Source organism: Methylobacillus sp. DLP286 (assembly GCF_056636515.1).
This window is the reverse complement of sequence record NZ_CM153145.1, coordinates 2,158,626-2,174,188: the sequence shown is the minus strand read 5'-3', so window position 1 is coordinate 2,174,188 and position 15,563 is coordinate 2,158,626. Positions and strand designations below refer to the sequence as shown.

At 60.8% G+C, this 15,563-nt stretch carries 18 protein-coding genes; 5 read left to right on the top strand and 13 right to left on the bottom strand.

Annotated features, from left to right (window positions below; translation table 11 throughout):
• Nucleotides 1-10: 10 nt before the first annotated feature.
• Genes ACWXTG_RS10350 through ACWXTG_RS10320 form a run of 7 tightly spaced genes read right to left on the bottom strand, consistent with a single transcriptional unit; the run spans nt 11 to nt 6,103 of the window.
• Complete coding sequence (locus ACWXTG_RS10350; protein ID WP_480219843.1) at nt 11-646, bottom strand: acetyltransferase; 636 nt, start codon at nt 644-646, stop codon at nt 11-13.
• Nucleotides 643-1,218, bottom strand: a complete 576-nt coding sequence (locus tag ACWXTG_RS10345; RefSeq protein ID WP_480219842.1) for an SDR family NAD(P)-dependent oxidoreductase — start codon at nt 1,216-1,218, stop codon at nt 643-645. The genes ACWXTG_RS10350 and ACWXTG_RS10345 overlap by 4 nt, the downstream gene beginning before the upstream one ends.
• Entirely contained in the window at nt 1,215-1,979 is a 765-nt protein-coding gene (locus tag ACWXTG_RS10340) for an SDR family NAD(P)-dependent oxidoreductase (RefSeq protein ID WP_480219841.1), read from the bottom strand. The genes ACWXTG_RS10345 and ACWXTG_RS10340 overlap by 4 nt, the downstream gene beginning before the upstream one ends.
• The gene (locus ACWXTG_RS10335) at nt 1,976-3,028 is read right to left on the bottom strand and encodes a ketoacyl-ACP synthase III (protein ID WP_480219840.1); all 1,053 of its coding nucleotides are present in this window, start codon (nt 3,026-3,028) and stop codon (nt 1,976-1,978) included. The genes ACWXTG_RS10340 and ACWXTG_RS10335 overlap by 4 nt, the downstream gene beginning before the upstream one ends.
• Nucleotides 3,029-3,035: 7 nt before the next feature.
• Nucleotides 3,036-3,260, bottom strand: coding sequence for an acyl carrier protein (locus ACWXTG_RS10330; RefSeq protein ID WP_480219839.1), 225 nt, complete (start codon nt 3,258-3,260; stop codon nt 3,036-3,038).
• 27 nt (nt 3,261-3,287) lie between these two features.
• Entirely contained in the window at nt 3,288-4,448 is a 1,161-nt protein-coding gene (locus ACWXTG_RS10325; RefSeq protein WP_480219838.1) for a DegT/DnrJ/EryC1/StrS family aminotransferase, read from the bottom strand.
• Nucleotides 4,445-6,103: an O-linked N-acetylglucosamine transferase, SPINDLY family protein gene (locus tag ACWXTG_RS10320; protein ID WP_407993405.1), complete on the bottom strand. Its 1,659-nt coding sequence runs from the start codon at nt 6,101-6,103 to the stop codon at nt 4,445-4,447. The genes ACWXTG_RS10325 and ACWXTG_RS10320 overlap by 4 nt, the downstream gene beginning before the upstream one ends.
• 315 nt (nt 6,104-6,418) lie before the next feature.
• Here ACWXTG_RS10320 and thiS point away from each other — a divergent pair, with 315 nt between their 5' ends.
• Genes thiS through mltA form a run of 4 tightly spaced genes read left to right on the top strand, consistent with a single transcriptional unit; the run spans nt 6,419 to nt 9,067 of the window.
• Nucleotides 6,419-6,625: a sulfur carrier protein ThiS gene (gene thiS, locus ACWXTG_RS10315; RefSeq protein ID WP_309565888.1), complete on the top strand. Its 207-nt coding sequence runs from the start codon at nt 6,419-6,421 to the stop codon at nt 6,623-6,625.
• Nucleotides 6,626-7,405: a thiazole synthase gene (locus ACWXTG_RS10310; protein WP_309565887.1), complete on the top strand. Its 780-nt coding sequence runs from the start codon at nt 6,626-6,628 to the stop codon at nt 7,403-7,405. It begins immediately after the preceding gene.
• A gap of 24 nt (nt 7,406-7,429) precedes the next feature.
• The gene (apaG, locus tag ACWXTG_RS10305; RefSeq protein ID WP_480219837.1) at nt 7,430-7,807 is read left to right on the top strand and encodes a Co2+/Mg2+ efflux protein ApaG; all 378 of its coding nucleotides are present in this window, start codon (nt 7,430-7,432) and stop codon (nt 7,805-7,807) included.
• Between the two features lie 3 nt (nt 7,808-7,810).
• Nucleotides 7,811-9,067 (top strand): murein transglycosylase A, encoded by a 1,257-nt coding sequence (mltA, locus tag ACWXTG_RS10300; protein WP_480219836.1) that lies wholly within the window; start codon nt 7,811-7,813, stop codon nt 9,065-9,067.
• 177 nt (nt 9,068-9,244) lie between these two features.
• Here the strand turns inward: mltA and ACWXTG_RS10295 are convergent, their stop codons facing one another.
• Both ACWXTG_RS10295 and ACWXTG_RS10290 read right to left on the bottom strand, forming a co-directional pair.
• Nucleotides 9,245-10,012 (bottom strand): DODA-type extradiol aromatic ring-opening family dioxygenase, encoded by a 768-nt coding sequence (locus ACWXTG_RS10295; protein ID WP_309565884.1) that lies wholly within the window; start codon nt 10,010-10,012, stop codon nt 9,245-9,247.
• Nucleotides 10,013-10,148: 136 nt separating this feature from the next.
• Nucleotides 10,149-10,586 carry a DoxX family protein gene (locus ACWXTG_RS10290; protein WP_480219835.1) on the bottom strand — a complete coding sequence of 146 codons (438 nt, stop codon included), beginning with the start codon at nt 10,584-10,586 and terminating at the stop codon, nt 10,149-10,151.
• Between the two features lie 126 nt (nt 10,587-10,712).
• Here ACWXTG_RS10290 and ACWXTG_RS10285 point away from each other — a divergent pair, with 126 nt between their 5' ends.
• Nucleotides 10,713-11,570, top strand: coding sequence for a LysR family transcriptional regulator (locus ACWXTG_RS10285; protein ID WP_480219834.1), 858 nt, complete (start codon nt 10,713-10,715; stop codon nt 11,568-11,570).
• Between the two features lie 75 nt (nt 11,571-11,645).
• On the opposite strand, the gene pqqA is transcribed toward ACWXTG_RS10285, so the two are convergent.
• The 4 genes from pqqA to aas all read right to left on the bottom strand — a co-directional run bounded on the left by pqqA (nt 11,646) and on the right by aas (nt 15,561).
• Nucleotides 11,646-11,717 (bottom strand): pyrroloquinoline quinone precursor peptide PqqA, encoded by a 72-nt coding sequence (gene pqqA / locus ACWXTG_RS10280; RefSeq protein WP_081774944.1) that lies wholly within the window; start codon nt 11,715-11,717, stop codon nt 11,646-11,648.
• A gap of 151 nt (nt 11,718-11,868) precedes the next feature.
• On the bottom strand, nt 11,869-12,003 hold the full coding sequence (locus ACWXTG_RS10275; protein WP_457136820.1) for an entericidin A/B family lipoprotein: 135 nt from the start codon (nt 12,001-12,003) through the stop codon (nt 11,869-11,871).
• Nucleotides 12,004-12,226: 223 nt separating this feature from the next.
• The gene (gene lplT / locus ACWXTG_RS10270; RefSeq protein WP_480219833.1) at nt 12,227-13,435 is read right to left on the bottom strand and encodes a lysophospholipid transporter LplT; all 1,209 of its coding nucleotides are present in this window, start codon (nt 13,433-13,435) and stop codon (nt 12,227-12,229) included.
• Nucleotides 13,436-13,437: 2 nt separating this feature from the next.
• The gene (aas, locus tag ACWXTG_RS10265; RefSeq protein WP_480219832.1) at nt 13,438-15,561 is read right to left on the bottom strand and encodes a bifunctional acyl-ACP--phospholipid O-acyltransferase/long-chain-fatty-acid--ACP ligase; all 2,124 of its coding nucleotides are present in this window, start codon (nt 15,559-15,561) and stop codon (nt 13,438-13,440) included.
• Nucleotides 15,562-15,563 lie beyond the last annotated feature (2 nt).

Genomic DNA, 15,563 nt, shown 5'->3' with positions numbered 1-15,563 from the left:
CGGCCTGCAGCTAGAAAATGACTTTTGCCGGATTGCCGAACACGGTGGCGTCCGGCGGCACGTCCTTGATCACCACCGCCCCTGCGCCCACCGTGGCGCCCTCGCCCACCTTGATGCCCGGCGTGATGGTGGCATGGGGATAGATGATCGCCTTGTGGCCGATCTGCGCTCCGCCGCCGAGGAACACCATGGCGCCGATCTGGGCATAATCACCTATGCGCACGTCATGGCTGACGATGCTGCCGCTGTGGATGTTGGCGAAATCGCCGATCTGCACATCGGGGCTGACCTGCACGCGGTGCGAGAGGATGGCGCCCAGGCCGATCTGCACCCGTACGCTGATCCAGCCCAGGGGGGCGTCATGCAACGTGAAGAACCTGCCGCCCTTTTCCAGGATAGGCTGCGCGAAGGACTGCCGTCCATTGGGCAGGCCGACGGCGCATACGAATAGCTCGTCTTCTTTGGGCAGATGCGTCAGCGGGTCGCCTACGATGCCGACATCGCAACCGGTGTCGTCCAGCATATGGGGACGCGTATCGAGAAAGCCGGCAATGTCCCATGCCGAGCCGCAGTCCGCATGGTCCCGCAGCAGGATCAATACTTCCCTGCCCCAGCCGCCTGCGCCAATGATGTAAAGCTTTTTCATGAAGCCAGTTCCGTCCCTGCTCCGTTAACCGGCAAGCTGGTTCCAGTGATCCAGCGGCTCGCGTCGGAAAGCAGGAAAATAACGCCGTTGGCTACATCCAGCCAGAGCGCTTCATGGGCGGCAGGGGAAATTCCGTTGACGCGGATGCCGTGGGCAGCCTGCTCCAGGGCCAGGCACTTGATCAGGCCGGACAACGCCGCCTTGCTTGCCGCATAGGCGCCCTGCCCCTTGGCGCCTTGATGGGCGGCGGCGGAGAGCAGGAACACGATGGATGCATTGGGCGCCAGGCTTCCTGCCTGCAGCACTCGTTGCGTCAGCATGACGGGCTGGATCAGGTTGGACTGCAATACCTGCATGAGGTCGGATTCGCTCAAGTCCGCTACCGGGCATTCGAACTGCTGGTCCACGCAATGCACCAGGCCGTGAAGTTGCCGGCCTGGCTGGAATGTTGCCAGGATGTCGGCGCCACGCTGCTCGCACGCCTGCGTAATTGCCAGTCCCACACCCGACGCCATGCCGTTCACCAGGATGGTTTTTCCCTGCAGCGAGAATGCCTTTGCCTGCGACGTCATGCGTGAATATCCAGCGGTATGCTCAATCCGCCGTCCACGAAAGCGTAGTGGCGGGAAATGTGCCGGCTGGCGTCCGAGAGGTAGAACACGGCGGCATAGGACACGTCCTCCGGTTCGCCTATGCCGAGCGGGGTGCGGGCGATCAGCTCATCCATGTTCGCGCCTCCCTCTGCCAGGCCGTCCAGCATGGGGGTGCGTACATAGCCTGGCGCAATGCAATTGGCGCGGATGCCTTGTTTCGCAGTTTCGATGGCCAATGTGCGCATCGCGCCCAGCAACGCGGATTTGCTGGCGGCATAGGCGCCCGTGGCAATGGCACCGCTGTGGGAGGCCAGGGCCGAAATGAAGAGAATGGAACCGTGCCGGGCGATGCGCCTCTTGGCAAGCAGCCCCTTGGTCAGCAGCAACGGGGCAAAGGTATTGCTGTCGAAGATTTCGGCCAGGTGGCTTTTATTGATGAGCCGGAAAGGCACCAGTTTGGAGATCCCCGCGGCATGCACGACGCCATCCAATACCCCGGCCTGCTCCGCGAGCAGGTCAATGCCTTCCTGCTGCGATATATCCGCAGGGATGGCGCCATGCCCTGTGCCCTGCAACGATGTCGCGGTCGCCTGCAGGCGCTCCGGGTTGCGCCCGGTGATCACCACTTCGGCGCCCATTTGCGAGCAGGTGATGGCGATTTGCCTGCCAATGCCGGAAGATGCGCCGGTCACCAGCACGCGCTTGCCACAGAGAGAGAATGGGTCCTGCGCTACGCTCATGAAATGATCAGTTCGGGGAACACGGCATTTTCCACGTCCACGATCGCGCCGCCCCAGGACAGGCCTACGCCAAAGCCGCAGAACAGCAGGCGTTTCTTGCCGGCAGCCAATGCATCGCGCAAGCGGGCGGTTACGGTGACAGGCAGCGAAGCGCCGCTGGTGTTGCCGAACTCGCGCAAGGTGGAAGGGACTTTTTCTTCAGGCAGGCCCAGTTTCTTGCGGATGGTTTCATTGATCATGCGGTTGGCCTGGTGGAAGATGAAATAGTCAATGTCATCCTTGGCAATGCCGGAATAGCCCAGCAGGTTCTCCACCATCGGCGGCACGCGCTGCGTCGAGAAGCTGATTACGGCCGGGCCGTCGAGGATCAGGTCCAGGTCCGAGCGCCAGAAGCCGTCGTCTCCCTTGCGGGCGATGCCATGCTCGAGCTGGAACGGGTTTCTGTGCCCGCCGACCGGGACGATGATCGCCTTGTAACCGCTGCCGTCGCTGTTGAGGTCAAAGTGCATGGGCGGCGCGCCTTCCTGGTATTCCAGGGCGGTGGCTGTGCCGGCGTCGGAAAACAGCGGGTCCTTCAGCGGGTCTTTATGCTTATAGCTGGAACGGTCGCCAAGCAGCACCAATCCCTTCTTGATCGCGCCCGATGCGATCATGCTGCCCAGGATCTGCAAGGCGAATGGATAGGCCGAACAGCCCAGGTTGACGTCGAATGCGATCGTGGAGTGCGCCAGGCCCAGCCGGTCCTGCAGAATGATGGCGGTGGCCGGCACCAGGTAGTCGGGAGACTGGGTGACGACGATCAACGCGCCGATCTCCTCGCGCGACCATTGCAGGTCGTTCAGCAGCTTGTCCGCGGCATCGTATGCCAGGTCGGAAAAACATTGCCAGTCCGGGCAGACGCGGCGGGTTTCTATGCCGATGTTGCGTACCAGGCGCTCACGCTCTGAACGCAGGTGCGGCGGCACGTCATGCACATTGTGGACCACATGCTTGGGCACGCAGGTCGCCATGCCTGCGAAGCGTACGTTGTTGAGCGTGGAGGTAGCCATATCGATCTCAGGCAAGTAGTTGATAGAGGTCTTGCACGGTAGAGGCTTGTTTCAGGTGTTCGCCGGTGATGGTTTTGCCGTATTCCATGTCGAACATGACGATCACGCCCAGCGCCGCGAGCGAATCCCACTCCGGCAAGTCTGCAAGCCTGGTGTCGGGATTAATCTCGACGGTTTCCTGGAAGTCGACGGCGGTAATGAATTTCTCAATGAAGGTTTCGATGTTGTCCATGGTCGTTCTCGCTAGGGTTGATGAGTTCTAGGCTTGATGAGTTAAAGTTAAGCTGGCCGTGGCCAGGCTGGCCGCCTTGGTGACGCGGGCAATGTCTTCACCGGTCAGGAACGGTGAAAACGGCAGGCCGATCAGGCCTGACGCCACGGCTTCCGCCACAGGCGTCGGCTGCTTGATGATGGGGGCCACTTTCGCGGCATGCTGGTGCAGCAGCGGCTGGTACCAGCGCCGGGTGGCGATTTGCCGTTGCCGGCAGATTGTTTCCAGCCGGTCGCGCGCTTCTGCGGCCATGCGCAGGCAGAAAATCGTCGGCGCGGCCAGCGTGATGCCGCCCTGCCATTGCAGCAGGTCCCCGCAGGCGTCTTCCAACGCCTGGCGATAAGCGCGGTAAATGTCCTGCCTGAGCCTGGCTTGCGCGTCCCATTGGTCCAGGCTGGCATGGGCGACGGCGGCATGGTATTCGGACAGCTTGGCGTTGCTGCCTACAAACGAAAGATGTCCGACCGGGAAGCCGGCGTTCGAGTCCAGGTTGATGCCGAAATTGCTGAGCTGGCGGATATGGGCGTTGATGACGCTGTTGCCGCTGACGACCAGCCCGCCCTCGCCCGCTGCGAGCGATTTGGTGGCGTGCATGCTGTAGACGACCGGAATATCTGGCGCTTCCACCCACTGGCTGCCGAATGCGCCTGCAGCATCGATTACGACATGGATGCCGGATTTGCGCTGGAAGTTGCTCCAATGCCTGGTATCCTGGGGTTGGCCGAATGCCGCGACGGCCAGCACGGCACGCGCCCCGGTCTGTATGGCGGCTTCTGTGGCGATTTCCGGCGTCAGCAGCCAGCTTTGCGCATCGATGTCGGCGATGACCGGGATATACCCTGCGCGGATGATGGCGGTCAGCGAGGCGACGAAAGTCAGCGCCGGCACAATGACCTTGCTGCCGGCCGGCAGGTCGAGGCTGCTAAGCGCCAGCTCCAGCCCGAGCGTGGCGCTGCTGGTGGTGGTGACATGCAGCGGATAGGCGCCGTGTTCTTCGAACATGCCGGCCAGCCGGGCTTCCAGTGCGTTGTTGAGCGGGCCGAAATTGGAGTAGTGCCGGTTTTGGTCCAGCTTGGCCAGGTATGGAGCGAGCGCCTCCCGGTCAGGCAATAGCGGGGTCAATAGCGGGATGGCGGCATGCTGGCTCATATGGGTTGCCCTTGCTTCTGGTCATAGGCGTTGCGTAGTTGATGAAGGTCTTCCGAATACGTGGCGCCCACCCTGAGGAACTTGGGGCGCCCGAGCAAGTAATTGATCCAGAGCTGGCGGTACGCGGTTTCCAGCTCGCGGCAACGGCCGGCATAGTCCATGAGCGCGGATGACTGCATCAGCCGGCGCGCCCTGGCGCGTTGTTCAGTCAACAGCTCAGGATGGTCGAGCAAGTGCAGCACCTTGGCAATATATTCATCCTCATCGCGCGCAACCCAGTCGTGCAGTCCCAATCCTTTCAGCGTGGCTGCAGTGGAGGCGGACACCGCATCGGTGGCATCCATGGCGACGACGGGCAAGCCCATCCACAAGGTATGCAAGGTGGTGGTGCCGCCGGACACCGGGAAGCTGTCGAGCGCGACATCCACAATCTGGCCGCGCGTCATGAATTCGGCCATGGGCACCATGGGCGAGACGATGATGCGCTCCAGCGGCAGCCCTAGCCTGATCAGCCTGGGTTCTATGGTGTTGACGGCGTCTTCTACGCTTTGCTCCTGCACGTGGATGAGCAGCTGCGCATCGGGACGGGCCTCGAGAATGCGTTTCCACACCAGCAGGGCGGCATCGGTGAGTTTGCGCGAGCTGTTGAGCGAGGCCAGCGTGGGCGGGTTGCCTTGCAGCATGGGAGGTGACGGCTCTAGCGGCGCGTCGGCGGGCGGGATGTAGCTGGCCATGCAGTTCAGGCGGAACAGCTTTTCCACGTAGAACTGTTCGTTGCCTACCGGGTCCATGCCCCAGTCGGTGAGGCGGTAGTCCATGCCCTGCATGCCCAGCGTGCCGCCGACGTAACCCAGCCATGTGACCTGCACCGGGGCCGCGCGGCGGGCAAAGACGAACAGGCGGTGGCCCTGGGTATGACCGGAAAGGTCGACCAGGATATCGATCTGGTGCTTGCGGATCAGGGCATGGAGCGCCTGGTCGTTGAGTCTGGAGACATCATGCCAGTGCGGCACCAGCTTTTTCAGCCTGTCCGTGACGGCATCCGGCTGGTTGCTGGTGGCGTAGACGAAAACCTCTACCTGCTCTGGATCGTGATGGGCGAATACCGGCTCCATGAAATAAGCCACCGCGTGGTCGCGCAAGTCGCCGGAGACATAACCGATACGCAGCACGCGGTCGGGCGCGCGGTCATGGCCGAACGCGATGGGGTTCTTGCCCAGCGGGTCGGCAAAACGCCGACCCCATTCTTCATAGAGCTGGCGTTTGCGGGCCGGATCGGGCTTGGCGAGCGAATGGATATTGGCGCGATCCAGCGCATAGGTATTGTTGTCCGGCTGCGTTTCCACCGCATGGTCGATGAAGGCGCAGGCTTCCTCGTGGCGGCCCAGGTAGAAATAGGCAATAGCCAGCCCGTAGATCGCTTCGATATTCTGTGGCTCCATGCCCAGCACGAACTCCATGGTTTCCGCGGCCTGCTGGTATTTCATGGTGCGCAGGAACAGGTTGCCGATCTTGAGCCAGGTCTGGAGTTGTCCGCTCCCGGCCTCGAGCGAGGCGGTGTATTTCGACAGGGCATCCAGGTAGTTGTGCTCAGCCTCGGCAGCTAGGCCGGCCTTGAACAATGCCTGTGAATGTGCGGATGGCTGATATGACAATTTCTCTGCCTAGTCTTATTCTCGTAGTGTTCACCCTGTATAATCTGCCGAAGCCTATATGGCACGGCATGTCCAGTCAAGCAGGGCTGTTGCGGGCATTTGCCCATGCTTCTATCTTACTATCGGTTATTCGGCTGCAATGTTGAGAGCAGCAGGGTAAATGGCTTGTTATTCAAGCATTTCAAATATCATCCCATATCCCTGGTTTGCTAATTGCCCATGAACCTACGTAAAATGTCGCTCTATCGGCAGCGGTTCCTGCCTGTCTCTAAATCGTTCATTTCACTTTGGGTAAATTCATTAGGGTAGTATCAATTGATTCATCTGACCATCAACGGAAATCCACGACAGTTCGATGTTGAGCGCCTGACGGTGGGAGAGCTGGTAGAAAAGCTGGGACTCGCCGGAAAGCGCCTTGCCATCGAGCGCAACGGTGAAATCGTGCCGCGCGGCAGTTTTGCCGAGGCGGTGCTCGACAGTGACGACAAACTTGAAATCGTGGGCGCAGTAGGAGGCGGTTGAATGGATACATTGAATATTGCAGGCAAGAGCTACAACTCGCGCCTGTTGGTGGGTACGGGCAAATACAAGGATTTCGAGCAGACCAGGGCGGCCATCGATGCCAGCGGCGCCGAAATCATCACGGTGGCGATCCGCCGCACCAATATCGGCCAGAATGCGGGCGAGCCTTCATTGCTGGAATACTTGCCGCCGGAAGAATTCACCTACCTGCCGAACACTGCGGGCTGTTACAGCGCGGATGACGCCGTGCGCACCTTGCGCCTCGCGCGCGAGCTGCTCGACGGCCACAAGCTGGTCAAGCTCGAGGTGCTGGGCGACCCCAATACCCTGTACCCGAACATGCTGGAAACCATCAAGGCGGCGGAAACGCTGATCAAGGACGGCTTCGACGTCATGGTCTACTGTTCGGACGATCCCATTATCGCCAAGCAGCTCGAAGACATGGGCTGTGCCGCGGTGATGCCGCTGGCGTCGCTGATCGGTTCCGGCATGGGCATATTGAACCCGTGGAACCTGCAGATCATCATCGAGAACGCCAAGATCCCGGTGCTGGTCGATGCCGGGGTGGGTACGGCCTCCGATGCCGCGATCGCGATGGAGCTGGGCTGCCAGGGCGTGCTCATGAACACCGCGATTGCCGCGGCGAAAGACCCAGTGCTGATGGCGGGCGCGATGAAGAAGGCGATAGAGGCGGGCCGCGAGGCTTTCCTGGCAGGCCGCATGCCGCGCAAGCTTTATTCCGCATCGCCCAGCTCGCCAACCACCGGCCTGATTGGATAAGCCGGGCCAGGACAAGGAAGACAGATGACCAAGCGCTATGCATTTTCAGTGAAGGTGGAGACAGCGTTTGTGCCTGACCAGTCCGACGTGGAGCAAAACCGCTACGTGTTCACCTATACGGTCCATATCGAGAATACCGGAAACGTGGCGGCGCAATTGATCAGCCGCCACTGGATCATCACCGATGCCGCCGGCAAGACGCAGGAAGTGCGCGGCCTGGGCGTGATCGGCCAGCAACCCCTGCTCCAGCCTGGCGAGCGCTTTCAATATACCAGCGGGACCATGCTGAACACGCCCGTGGGCGAGATGCGCGGCTTTTACCACATCACGGCAGAAGACGGCACGCAGTTCGATAGCGAGATCGCGCCTTTCAAGCTCAACATGCCGCGCGTGCTGCACTGATCCATGAACATGCCTTTTTACAGCCTGCGCAAGCAGTCGTGGTTGTTATTGGCTTTGCTGTTGGCGGCGTGTGGCGGCCATCGCCACGTCAAGGTAGAGCAGCCCTGCCAGTGCCCGGAAGTGGCCGCGCCATCCGTGCCTGTTCCGGAACAGCCCAGGCAACCTCCTGCCGCACCTCCCTCTGCGAGCAAAATTCCTGATTATGGCTTCCTCAAGCCGGCCCATTGGCAGGACCTTGCCGGGTTCGAGCAGGCGCAGTTGGGCGCGGCCTGGCCCGCCTGGCTGCTGGGTTGCAGTACCCTGAAGAACCGCCAGCCGTGGCAGGCGGCATGCGAGGCTGCGGCGCATTTGCCGCAACGCCCCGCCGATTCGCAGGTGCTGGCTTACTTCCAGCAATATTTCAACGTCTACCAGGCCGCCAACCAGGACGGCGGCGATACCGGCCTGGTGACGGGCTATTACGAGCCCCTGCTCAAGGGCAGCCGGGTCAAGACGGCGCAGTACCGCTACCCATTGTACGGCCGTCCTGACGACCTGATTACCGTCGAATTGGCGAGTCTGTTTCCCGAGCTTGCCAACAAGCGCGTGCGCGGCCGTGTCGTCGGCAACAAGCTGGTGCCCTACTTCACGCGCGCCGAAATCGAGAATGGCATGGCGCCGGTGGCCGGTCGGGAATTGCTCTGGGTCAACGACCCGGTGGAATTGTTCTTCCTGCAAGTGCAAGGCTCCGGCCTGGTCCAGCTTGATAATGGCGAGGCGGTGCACGTCGGCTATGCGGACCAGAACGGCATGAGCTACCAGTCTATCGGCCGTACCTTGGTCGAGCGCGGGGAGCTGACGCTGGACAAGGCCTCCATGCAGGGCATCAAGCAATGGGGGCGCCAGAATCCCGCCAAGCTGCAGGAGCTGTTGAATACCAATCCCAGCTACGTCTTCTTCCGCGAGCTGCCTCCCAACCTGCCGGGGCCGTTAGGCGCGCTGGGCGTGCCCATCCTTGCGGAGCGGGTGATCGCGGTGGATCCCAAGTTCATCCCGCTGGGCGCGCCGGTGTTTCTCGCCACCACCTATCCCAACAGCAGCGCGCCGCTCAACCGCCTGGTGCTGGCGCAGGACACCGGCGGGGCGATCAAGGGCGGGGTGCGCGCCGATTTCTTCTGGGGGGCGGGAGACGCAGCCGGCCAGCAGGCTGGCGCCATGAAACAGGAAGGCCGCATGTGGGTGCTTCTGCCGAAAAATTTCCCGCTGCCGGTCGCCAAGTAGCGGTCATCTCCAATAGCCGCGTGCTGTTGCAGACGGATGGAGTATAAAAGCCTGTTCACGGTTTGAGCGCATAACAAAACTCAGCGGAGCGGTCCTGGCTAGACGCCTTGCCGTAGGCAGTACTAAGGAGCACGACAAGACAGGGCAACAACGCCAGGAGAGTTTTGTCAGCCGTTCTTAATCCCAGACATAGGCATCCATCGCCAGGATGCCGAACGTATTTTCGGGTTGATAGCGGATGGCTTTTCCGCTGGCGGCGCCCAGGGCGACAAACAGCGGCATGAGGTGGTCTTCATGCGGGTGGGCGCGTACGCCGCCGGGCGCTTGCCGGCGATAGTCCAGCAGCGCCTCGGTGTCGCCCGCGGCAATTTTTTCCGCCATCCAGCCGCTGAACGCTGGAACATAGTCGAGGACGTGCGCATCGCGGTCCGCGCTGAAGAAATCATGCAGGTTATGGGTAATGGCGCCCGAGCACAGCAGCATGACGTTCTGAGTGCGCAATCCTGCCAGCGCCTGTCCCAGCCGGTAATGCGTGCGTGGCCCGGCATGGCTTTGTATCGAGAGCTGGGCGACGGGGATGTCCGCCTCCGGATACATCAGCATCAGCGGCACCCATGCGCCATGATCCAGCCCTCGTACCGTGTCTATTTGCACTGCAATGCCTTGGGCCGCAAGTCCTTCCGCGACTGTGTGGGCCAATTCCGGGGCGCCGGGCGCCGGATATTGCATCTCGTACATGGCGCGCGGAAACCCGCCGAAATCATGAATGGTCTCGGGACGCGCTGCCGCACTGATGCGGGGTTGCTGGGTATCCCAGTGCGCCGAAACTGCCACGATGGCATCCGGGAGGGGCAACGATTTACCCAGCTCTGCGAGCATTTCACCAGTTTTGCCAGGCTCAAGCACCAGGCTGGGGGCGCCATGCGAAATGAACAATGTGCTCATGGAGTGCTCCTGTTTTTGCTTGTGTGTATTACATCCGTCATGCCCAAGCATGATGAATGTTCTCGAGTTTTGCATATATTTGAAGCAGTCATAAAACTCAGTGCGGCGATCGGTTAGGCGTTCTGCCGCCGACAGTTCAAGTAGTGCAGGCAGGGCAAGAGCGCCAGGAATGTTTGTCGGCCGCTGTTAACGGCGATAGGCATCCAGGCTCAGGCGCGCCTGCGCCATGGACGGCGATCTGCAGCAGGCCGCCCGCGATCGCCAGGTTCTTGAGGAACATGATGGTCTGGACCTGGTTGTTCAAGTCGAAGTGGAACATGAACGCGGCGGCCAGCGTGAACAAGGCGATCAACAATGCCGAGATGCGTGCGCGATAACCGACCAGCAACGCGGCAGCCAGCCCCAATTCGACCAGCAACGCGATGGCATAACCCAGTTCGGGCAAGGGCGCGCCCGTGCTGCCGATGAAGGCGATGGTGCCGGTGGGGTCGGCCAGCTTGCCGAATCCGCTAATGATGAAAATGGCGGCCAGCAGCGCACGGCCGAGCGATGCGGTGATATTTGCGGCATTCATGATGTTTCCTTTTTGGTTGAAGTGAAAGAATGAATGCATTGTATTTTGTGAAAAAAATATTGATAATCAGGTTTTTATTGGTAAGACTGTCCCTATATAGTTGACAATATGAATCAACTGGAACAAATGCGCATTTATGCCGAAGTGGTGAAAAGCGGGAATTTCACTGCGGCCGCCAGACATCTGGGCATCAGCAAGCAACTCGTCAGCCGGCGCGTGATGGAGCTGGAAGAGCGCTTGGGTGCGCGCTTGCTGCAACGCACGACGCGCAAGTTGTCGCCGACCGAGCTGGGCCGGGTGTTTTTCACGCGCTGCCTGGCGATCCTGCAAGCAGTGGATGAAGCCGAGCAGGCAATATCCAGCAGCACGGGGGAACTGCGCGGCCTGCTACGCCTTTCCGCCCCGGTGTCCTTCGCCAGCATGGTGCTCTCGCCCGCGCTCAACCAATTCATGCAACTGCATCCCAACCTGGAAGTGGCGCTGGATGTGGATAACCGCCTGGTGGACCTGGTCGGCGAGGGTTACGACATGGCGATCCGCATCACCAAGCAGCCGGACGAAGGCCTGGTCGCGCGCAAGTTGACGGATTCGGCCTTGGTCTATTGCTGCAGCCCGGGCTACTTGGCGCAATATGGAGCGCCGCAATCGCCGACGCAGCTGGGTCGGCACCGCTGCATCACGGCAAGAGCCGGGGAGTGGTTGTTCACCGATGCGGGTGAACCGCTCAAGCTGCAGGTTCATCCGGTATTGCGCTCCAACCACGGAGAGGTGATGTGCGAGGCGGCGATTGCCGGGCTGGGCATTGTCGGCCTGCCGGAGTTCTATGTGCGGGAGGCGCTCGGGAAAGGCGAGTTAGTGCAGATCCTGCAGGAGTATACCGCCGACATCGGCGCCGTCTATGCGCTGTATCCGCAGCATAGGCAAGCCTCGCTCATGGTGCGTACTTTTGCTGATTTCTTGCAGGATTGGTTCAAGACGGAGTAGTCATAGCTGGCGTTGCAATCGCCGGAAAAACAATGGGAGCGTAAGCTCCCATTCACTATGTACCTGGACAATCGATTAACGATTGCAAACGTACATTGTCACTTCAAAGCCGAAACGCATTTCGGTCACTTCTGGCTTGGTCCACATGATAAACCTCCTTAGTTGATGATTTCGGGGTTGTAACCGTTTTGCAAACTGCAGAACGTGGATCGAACTCTACGCCCCTCGAACAGGTTTGACATGCGTACCAGCCATTAAAACCGGCTCATGATTTTCATGAGCCTGCATGGGCTTGAGCTTATTTATGACGGTCTGCCGCGTCTTCCAGCTTTTCGCCGCCGCGCTGGATATCCTGGCCGGCGCCCTTCATGGTGTTACAGCCAGTCAGGACAATAAATCCACATAACATCAGGAACGCAGTCAGTTTCTTCATGGAACTCTCCTTCGCAAAATGATCGGGTACAAGATCGGTGTCAGCGTGGCTAACAAAACCCTCCTGGCGTCGTTGCTCTGCCTAGCCGTAATGATTGTACTGTCGGCGGTGGAGCACCTGGCCAAGAACGCTGCGCTAAGTTTTGTTAGCCACTGTCAGCAATATAGTGGCTTTAGCTCAGCAGCAAATTCAGATGTCGGCTGAATGATGTGTAGGATGACTCCTACCTGGCTTCCTGGCGGATGCGTGACCAGGCGAGCCAGTTGATCGCAAGGAACACCAGCCCGCCTATGGTCACCGTGATCGGGACGACAGGCAGTTGCTGCTTGCTGAGCAGGATGTAGAGCCCCATCATCAAGAGCATGCTGATATTCTCGAACAGGTTCTGGATCGCGATGGCGTGGCCGGAGCCCACGGATTCGTGGCCTCTTTCCTGCAGCAACGCATTGAGCGGCACGGCGTAGAAACCGCCGAGAAAGCCGATCAGCAGCAGCCATGCGATCGCGGTGGCGATGTTGCCGCTATAGGCAAACGCCATGATCGCCAGCCCGATCAGGACGCCCGCGGGCAAGGCGCGGTTGACCGTGCGCAGGTCCACCCAGCGCGCGGCGGCAATCGCGCCTAGCGCAATGCCGATGGCGACGGCGCCGCTGAGGTTGGCCGGCGTGCTCAGGTCGTGGATGTTCAACGCGACCGGCACCCAGGCCACCAGCAGGAAGCGCAAGGTGCTGCCCGCCCCCCAGAAAATGCTGGTGCCGACGATGGAAAACTTCGCATCCCGGTCCTGCATCAAGGTGCGGGTTGCATGGAGAAAGTCCCGGCACATGGCGAGCGGTGCGAAGTTGGTGAGGACATGGGAGGGCGGTAGCCGGGGGATCAGCAGGTTGATGGCAGCGGCAAGCAGGTAGGCCGTTGCGATGGCATACAATGCGCCGGCCAGCCAGTAGTCCGCGAGCCAGCCGCCTACCACCGCGCCTAGCAGGATGGCGACAATGGTGGAACCTTCCATGAGGCTGTTGGCCTTGACCAGCTTATCCACTGCCACCAGTTCGCTCAGGATGCCGTACTTGGCGGGCGAGTAGGCGGCCGCGCCGAGGCCGACCATGCCGTAGGCGAGCAAAGGGCTGAGCCCCGCAAGCATGGCGGCGGCGCCGAGGAATTTCATGCTGTTGGCTATCAGCATCACGCGCCCCTTTGGCAATGTATCGGCGAACGGCCCGGCAAAGGGCGCCAGGATGATATAGGCAATCACGAAGAATTCTTGCAATAGTGGAACCTGCCATGCCGGGGCGCTACCGGCCTTGATCAGGGCGATCGCGGCAAACAGCAGCGCGTTGTCGGCCAAAGCGGAGAGGAACTGGGCAAGCATGACGGCCAGCATGCCGCGGCTGAGCAGCGAGGTTTGCGGGACGGTCGGGTTGTGAGCTGTCATGGTTATCTTTCGTTTTCAGCCATTTGCTTGAGCGTGACGTAGTCGGTCTTGCCGGTGCCGAGCAGCGGCAGCGCCTTGACGGCCACGATCCTGCGGGCAACCGCGAGTTCGATGTTGCCGGTGTGGCGTGCGGCGTGCGCCAGGGCATCGCGGGCCAGCGCGGCATCCGTGGTATACAGCACGATATTCTCTCCGCGTTGTGTGTCGCTTTGTGTAGTCGCGGCATGCTGGTGGTCGGGCGACGCGGCGTGGGCGATTTGCTCCACGGTTTCCAGCGAGACCATTTCACCCGCGACCTTGGCAAAGCGCTTCACCCGCCCCTGGATGGTGACGAAGCCGCGGGCATCCATGCCGACGATGTCGCCCGTGTCGTACCAGCCGTCCTGCGGCGGCTGCAACTTGCCGGGATTGTCGTAGAAATAGTAGCCCAGCATCACGTTGGGGCCCTTGACCTTGAGCAGGCCGCCGCCGTCGATGCCTGGCACCGGTTCCAGCTGATGGTCCAGGCCGGGCAGCAGCATGCCGACGCTGCCGGCCTGGTTCGCCATGGGAGTGTTCACTGCCAGCACAGGCGCGCACTCGGTCGCGCCATAGCCTTCCAGGATGCGGATGCCGAACTTGTCCATCCACAGCTTGCGGACTTCATTGCTGAGCTTTTCCGCTCCCGCCACGACGTAACGCATTTTGTAGAAGTCATATGGATGCGCGAACTTGGCATAGTTGCCGAGAAAGGTGCTGGTGCCGAACAGCGCGGTACAGCCGCGGTCGTAGATGACTTCCGGGATGACGCGGTAGTGCAGAGGCGACGGGTAGATGAACACCTTGCTGCCGCATACCAACGGCATGATGCCGCCGCAGGTGAAGCCGAAGGCATGGAACAAGGGCAATGCCATCATGAACTTGTCGCGGTGCGAGAAATCGATCACGGCGCGGATCTGCGCAATGTTGGCGAGGATGCTGCGGTGACTGTGCACCACGCCCTTTGGCTTGCCTTCGGAACCTGACGTGAACAATACCACGGCGGGCGCGTCCGGGTTGCGTACCCGCGCAATGCGCTTGGGAAAGCGTAACGCATACGCCATCAGCCATAGTTTGTCCGCAAGTCCAAACTCGCTGCGCATGTCTTCCAGGTACACCACGTCGATATGGCTCAGCTTGGTGACGGCATCGACCAGCTTGGCGGTCTCGAGGAATTTGCGCGAGGTGATGACGGTCTTGATCCCGGCGGCAATGCAGGCGTTCTGCATGCCGCTGGTGCCGGCCGTATAGTTGAGCATGGCGGGGATGCGGCCAAGAGCGCTCATGCCGAAGATCAGGCAAACCGTGTTGGTGACATTGGGCATCAGCACGCCGACGGTCTCCCCTTCGGCGCTGACCTTGCTGGCAATGCGGCCTAAGGCCAGGCTTTTCTTGAGCACGGTGCCATAGTCCTCCTCCACTTGCTGCATATCCTCCACCAGCTTGCGCTTGCGGCCATAAGTATCAATCGCGTTGAGGAGCGCGCCGTACAGGGTATCGGTGGGCTCGGAGGCGAACATCATGTGCTGCATGATGCCTTGCATCTGTTCGCCTGCCAGGCGGCGCCTCTGCTTGGCGCTGGGTGCGTCAGGCAGAGGCAGGGCGGTAGGCGGCAGGATGGTGAGCGTGATCTTGGGCAGCAGCTGGCGCGGGAAGTCGCGCTCCAGGCGGCTGAACCAGCTTCTTGCCGCGCCGCGGATGCGTACCGGCAGGACGGTGGCGCCAGTCTTGGCGGCAACGAAGGCAGGCCCGTCATAGACCTTCATGAGGCTGCCGGTGAGGGTGATGCGGCCTTCGGGAAAGATCATCACCGATTCGCCAGCTTCGAGAAGGCGGATGACTTTCTTCATCGCCAGCGGGCTGGCGGTATCGACGGCCAAATGGGGGACATGGCCCAGTATCCAGCGGAAGAACCAGTTGTCCAGCACCGTGGTATGCACGACGAAGGTGGTGCGGATCGGCAGGAACAGGCCGAGCAGGAAGCCATCGAGAAAGGAATCGTGGTTGCTGATGATGAGGAGCTTTTCAGGCGATGGGATGTGTTCCTGCCCGAATACTTCAATGCGGAACAGCAGGCGGGTGATGGTCTTGGTCAATGACAGCAACATTG

What these genes read in the sequence shown, in the direction of transcription:
- ACWXTG_RS10290 (WP_480219835.1), bottom strand. Translation starts at nt 10,586, where the DNA reads ATGAATGCCGCAAATATCACCGCATCGCTCGGCCGTGCGCTGCTGGCC.
- mltA (WP_480219836.1), top strand. Translation starts at nt 7,811, where the DNA reads ATGAACATGCCTTTTTACAGCCTGCGCAAGCAGTCGTGGTTGTTATTG.
- aas (WP_480219832.1), bottom strand. Translation starts at nt 15,561, where the DNA reads ATGTTGCTGTCATTGACCAAGACCATCACCCGCCTGCTGTTCCGCATT.
- ACWXTG_RS10335 (WP_480219840.1), bottom strand. Translation starts at nt 3,028, where the DNA reads ATGGCTACCTCCACGCTCAACAACGTACGCTTCGCAGGCATGGCGACC.
- ACWXTG_RS10350 (WP_480219843.1), bottom strand. Translation starts at nt 646, where the DNA reads ATGAAAAAGCTTTACATCATTGGCGCAGGCGGCTGGGGCAGGGAAGTA.
- ACWXTG_RS10310 (WP_309565887.1), top strand. Translation starts at nt 6,626, where the DNA reads ATGGATACATTGAATATTGCAGGCAAGAGCTACAACTCGCGCCTGTTG.
- ACWXTG_RS10275 (WP_457136820.1), bottom strand. Translation starts at nt 12,003, where the DNA reads ATGAAGAAACTGACTGCGTTCCTGATGTTATGTGGATTTATTGTCCTG.
- ACWXTG_RS10345 (WP_480219842.1), bottom strand. Translation starts at nt 1,218, where the DNA reads ATGACGTCGCAGGCAAAGGCATTCTCGCTGCAGGGAAAAACCATCCTG.
- apaG (WP_480219837.1), top strand. Translation starts at nt 7,430, where the DNA reads ATGACCAAGCGCTATGCATTTTCAGTGAAGGTGGAGACAGCGTTTGTG.
- ACWXTG_RS10340 (WP_480219841.1), bottom strand. Translation starts at nt 1,979, where the DNA reads ATGAGCGTAGCGCAGGACCCATTCTCTCTCTGTGGCAAGCGCGTGCTG.
- ACWXTG_RS10330 (WP_480219839.1), bottom strand. Translation starts at nt 3,260, where the DNA reads ATGGACAACATCGAAACCTTCATTGAGAAATTCATTACCGCCGTCGAC.
- ACWXTG_RS10295 (WP_309565884.1), bottom strand. Translation starts at nt 10,012, where the DNA reads ATGAGCACATTGTTCATTTCGCATGGCGCCCCCAGCCTGGTGCTTGAG.
- ACWXTG_RS10285 (WP_480219834.1), top strand. Translation starts at nt 10,713, where the DNA reads ATGCGCATTTATGCCGAAGTGGTGAAAAGCGGGAATTTCACTGCGGCC.
- ACWXTG_RS10325 (WP_480219838.1), bottom strand. Translation starts at nt 4,448, where the DNA reads ATGAGCCAGCATGCCGCCATCCCGCTATTGACCCCGCTATTGCCTGAC.
- lplT (WP_480219833.1), bottom strand. Translation starts at nt 13,435, where the DNA reads ATGACAGCTCACAACCCGACCGTCCCGCAAACCTCGCTGCTCAGCCGC.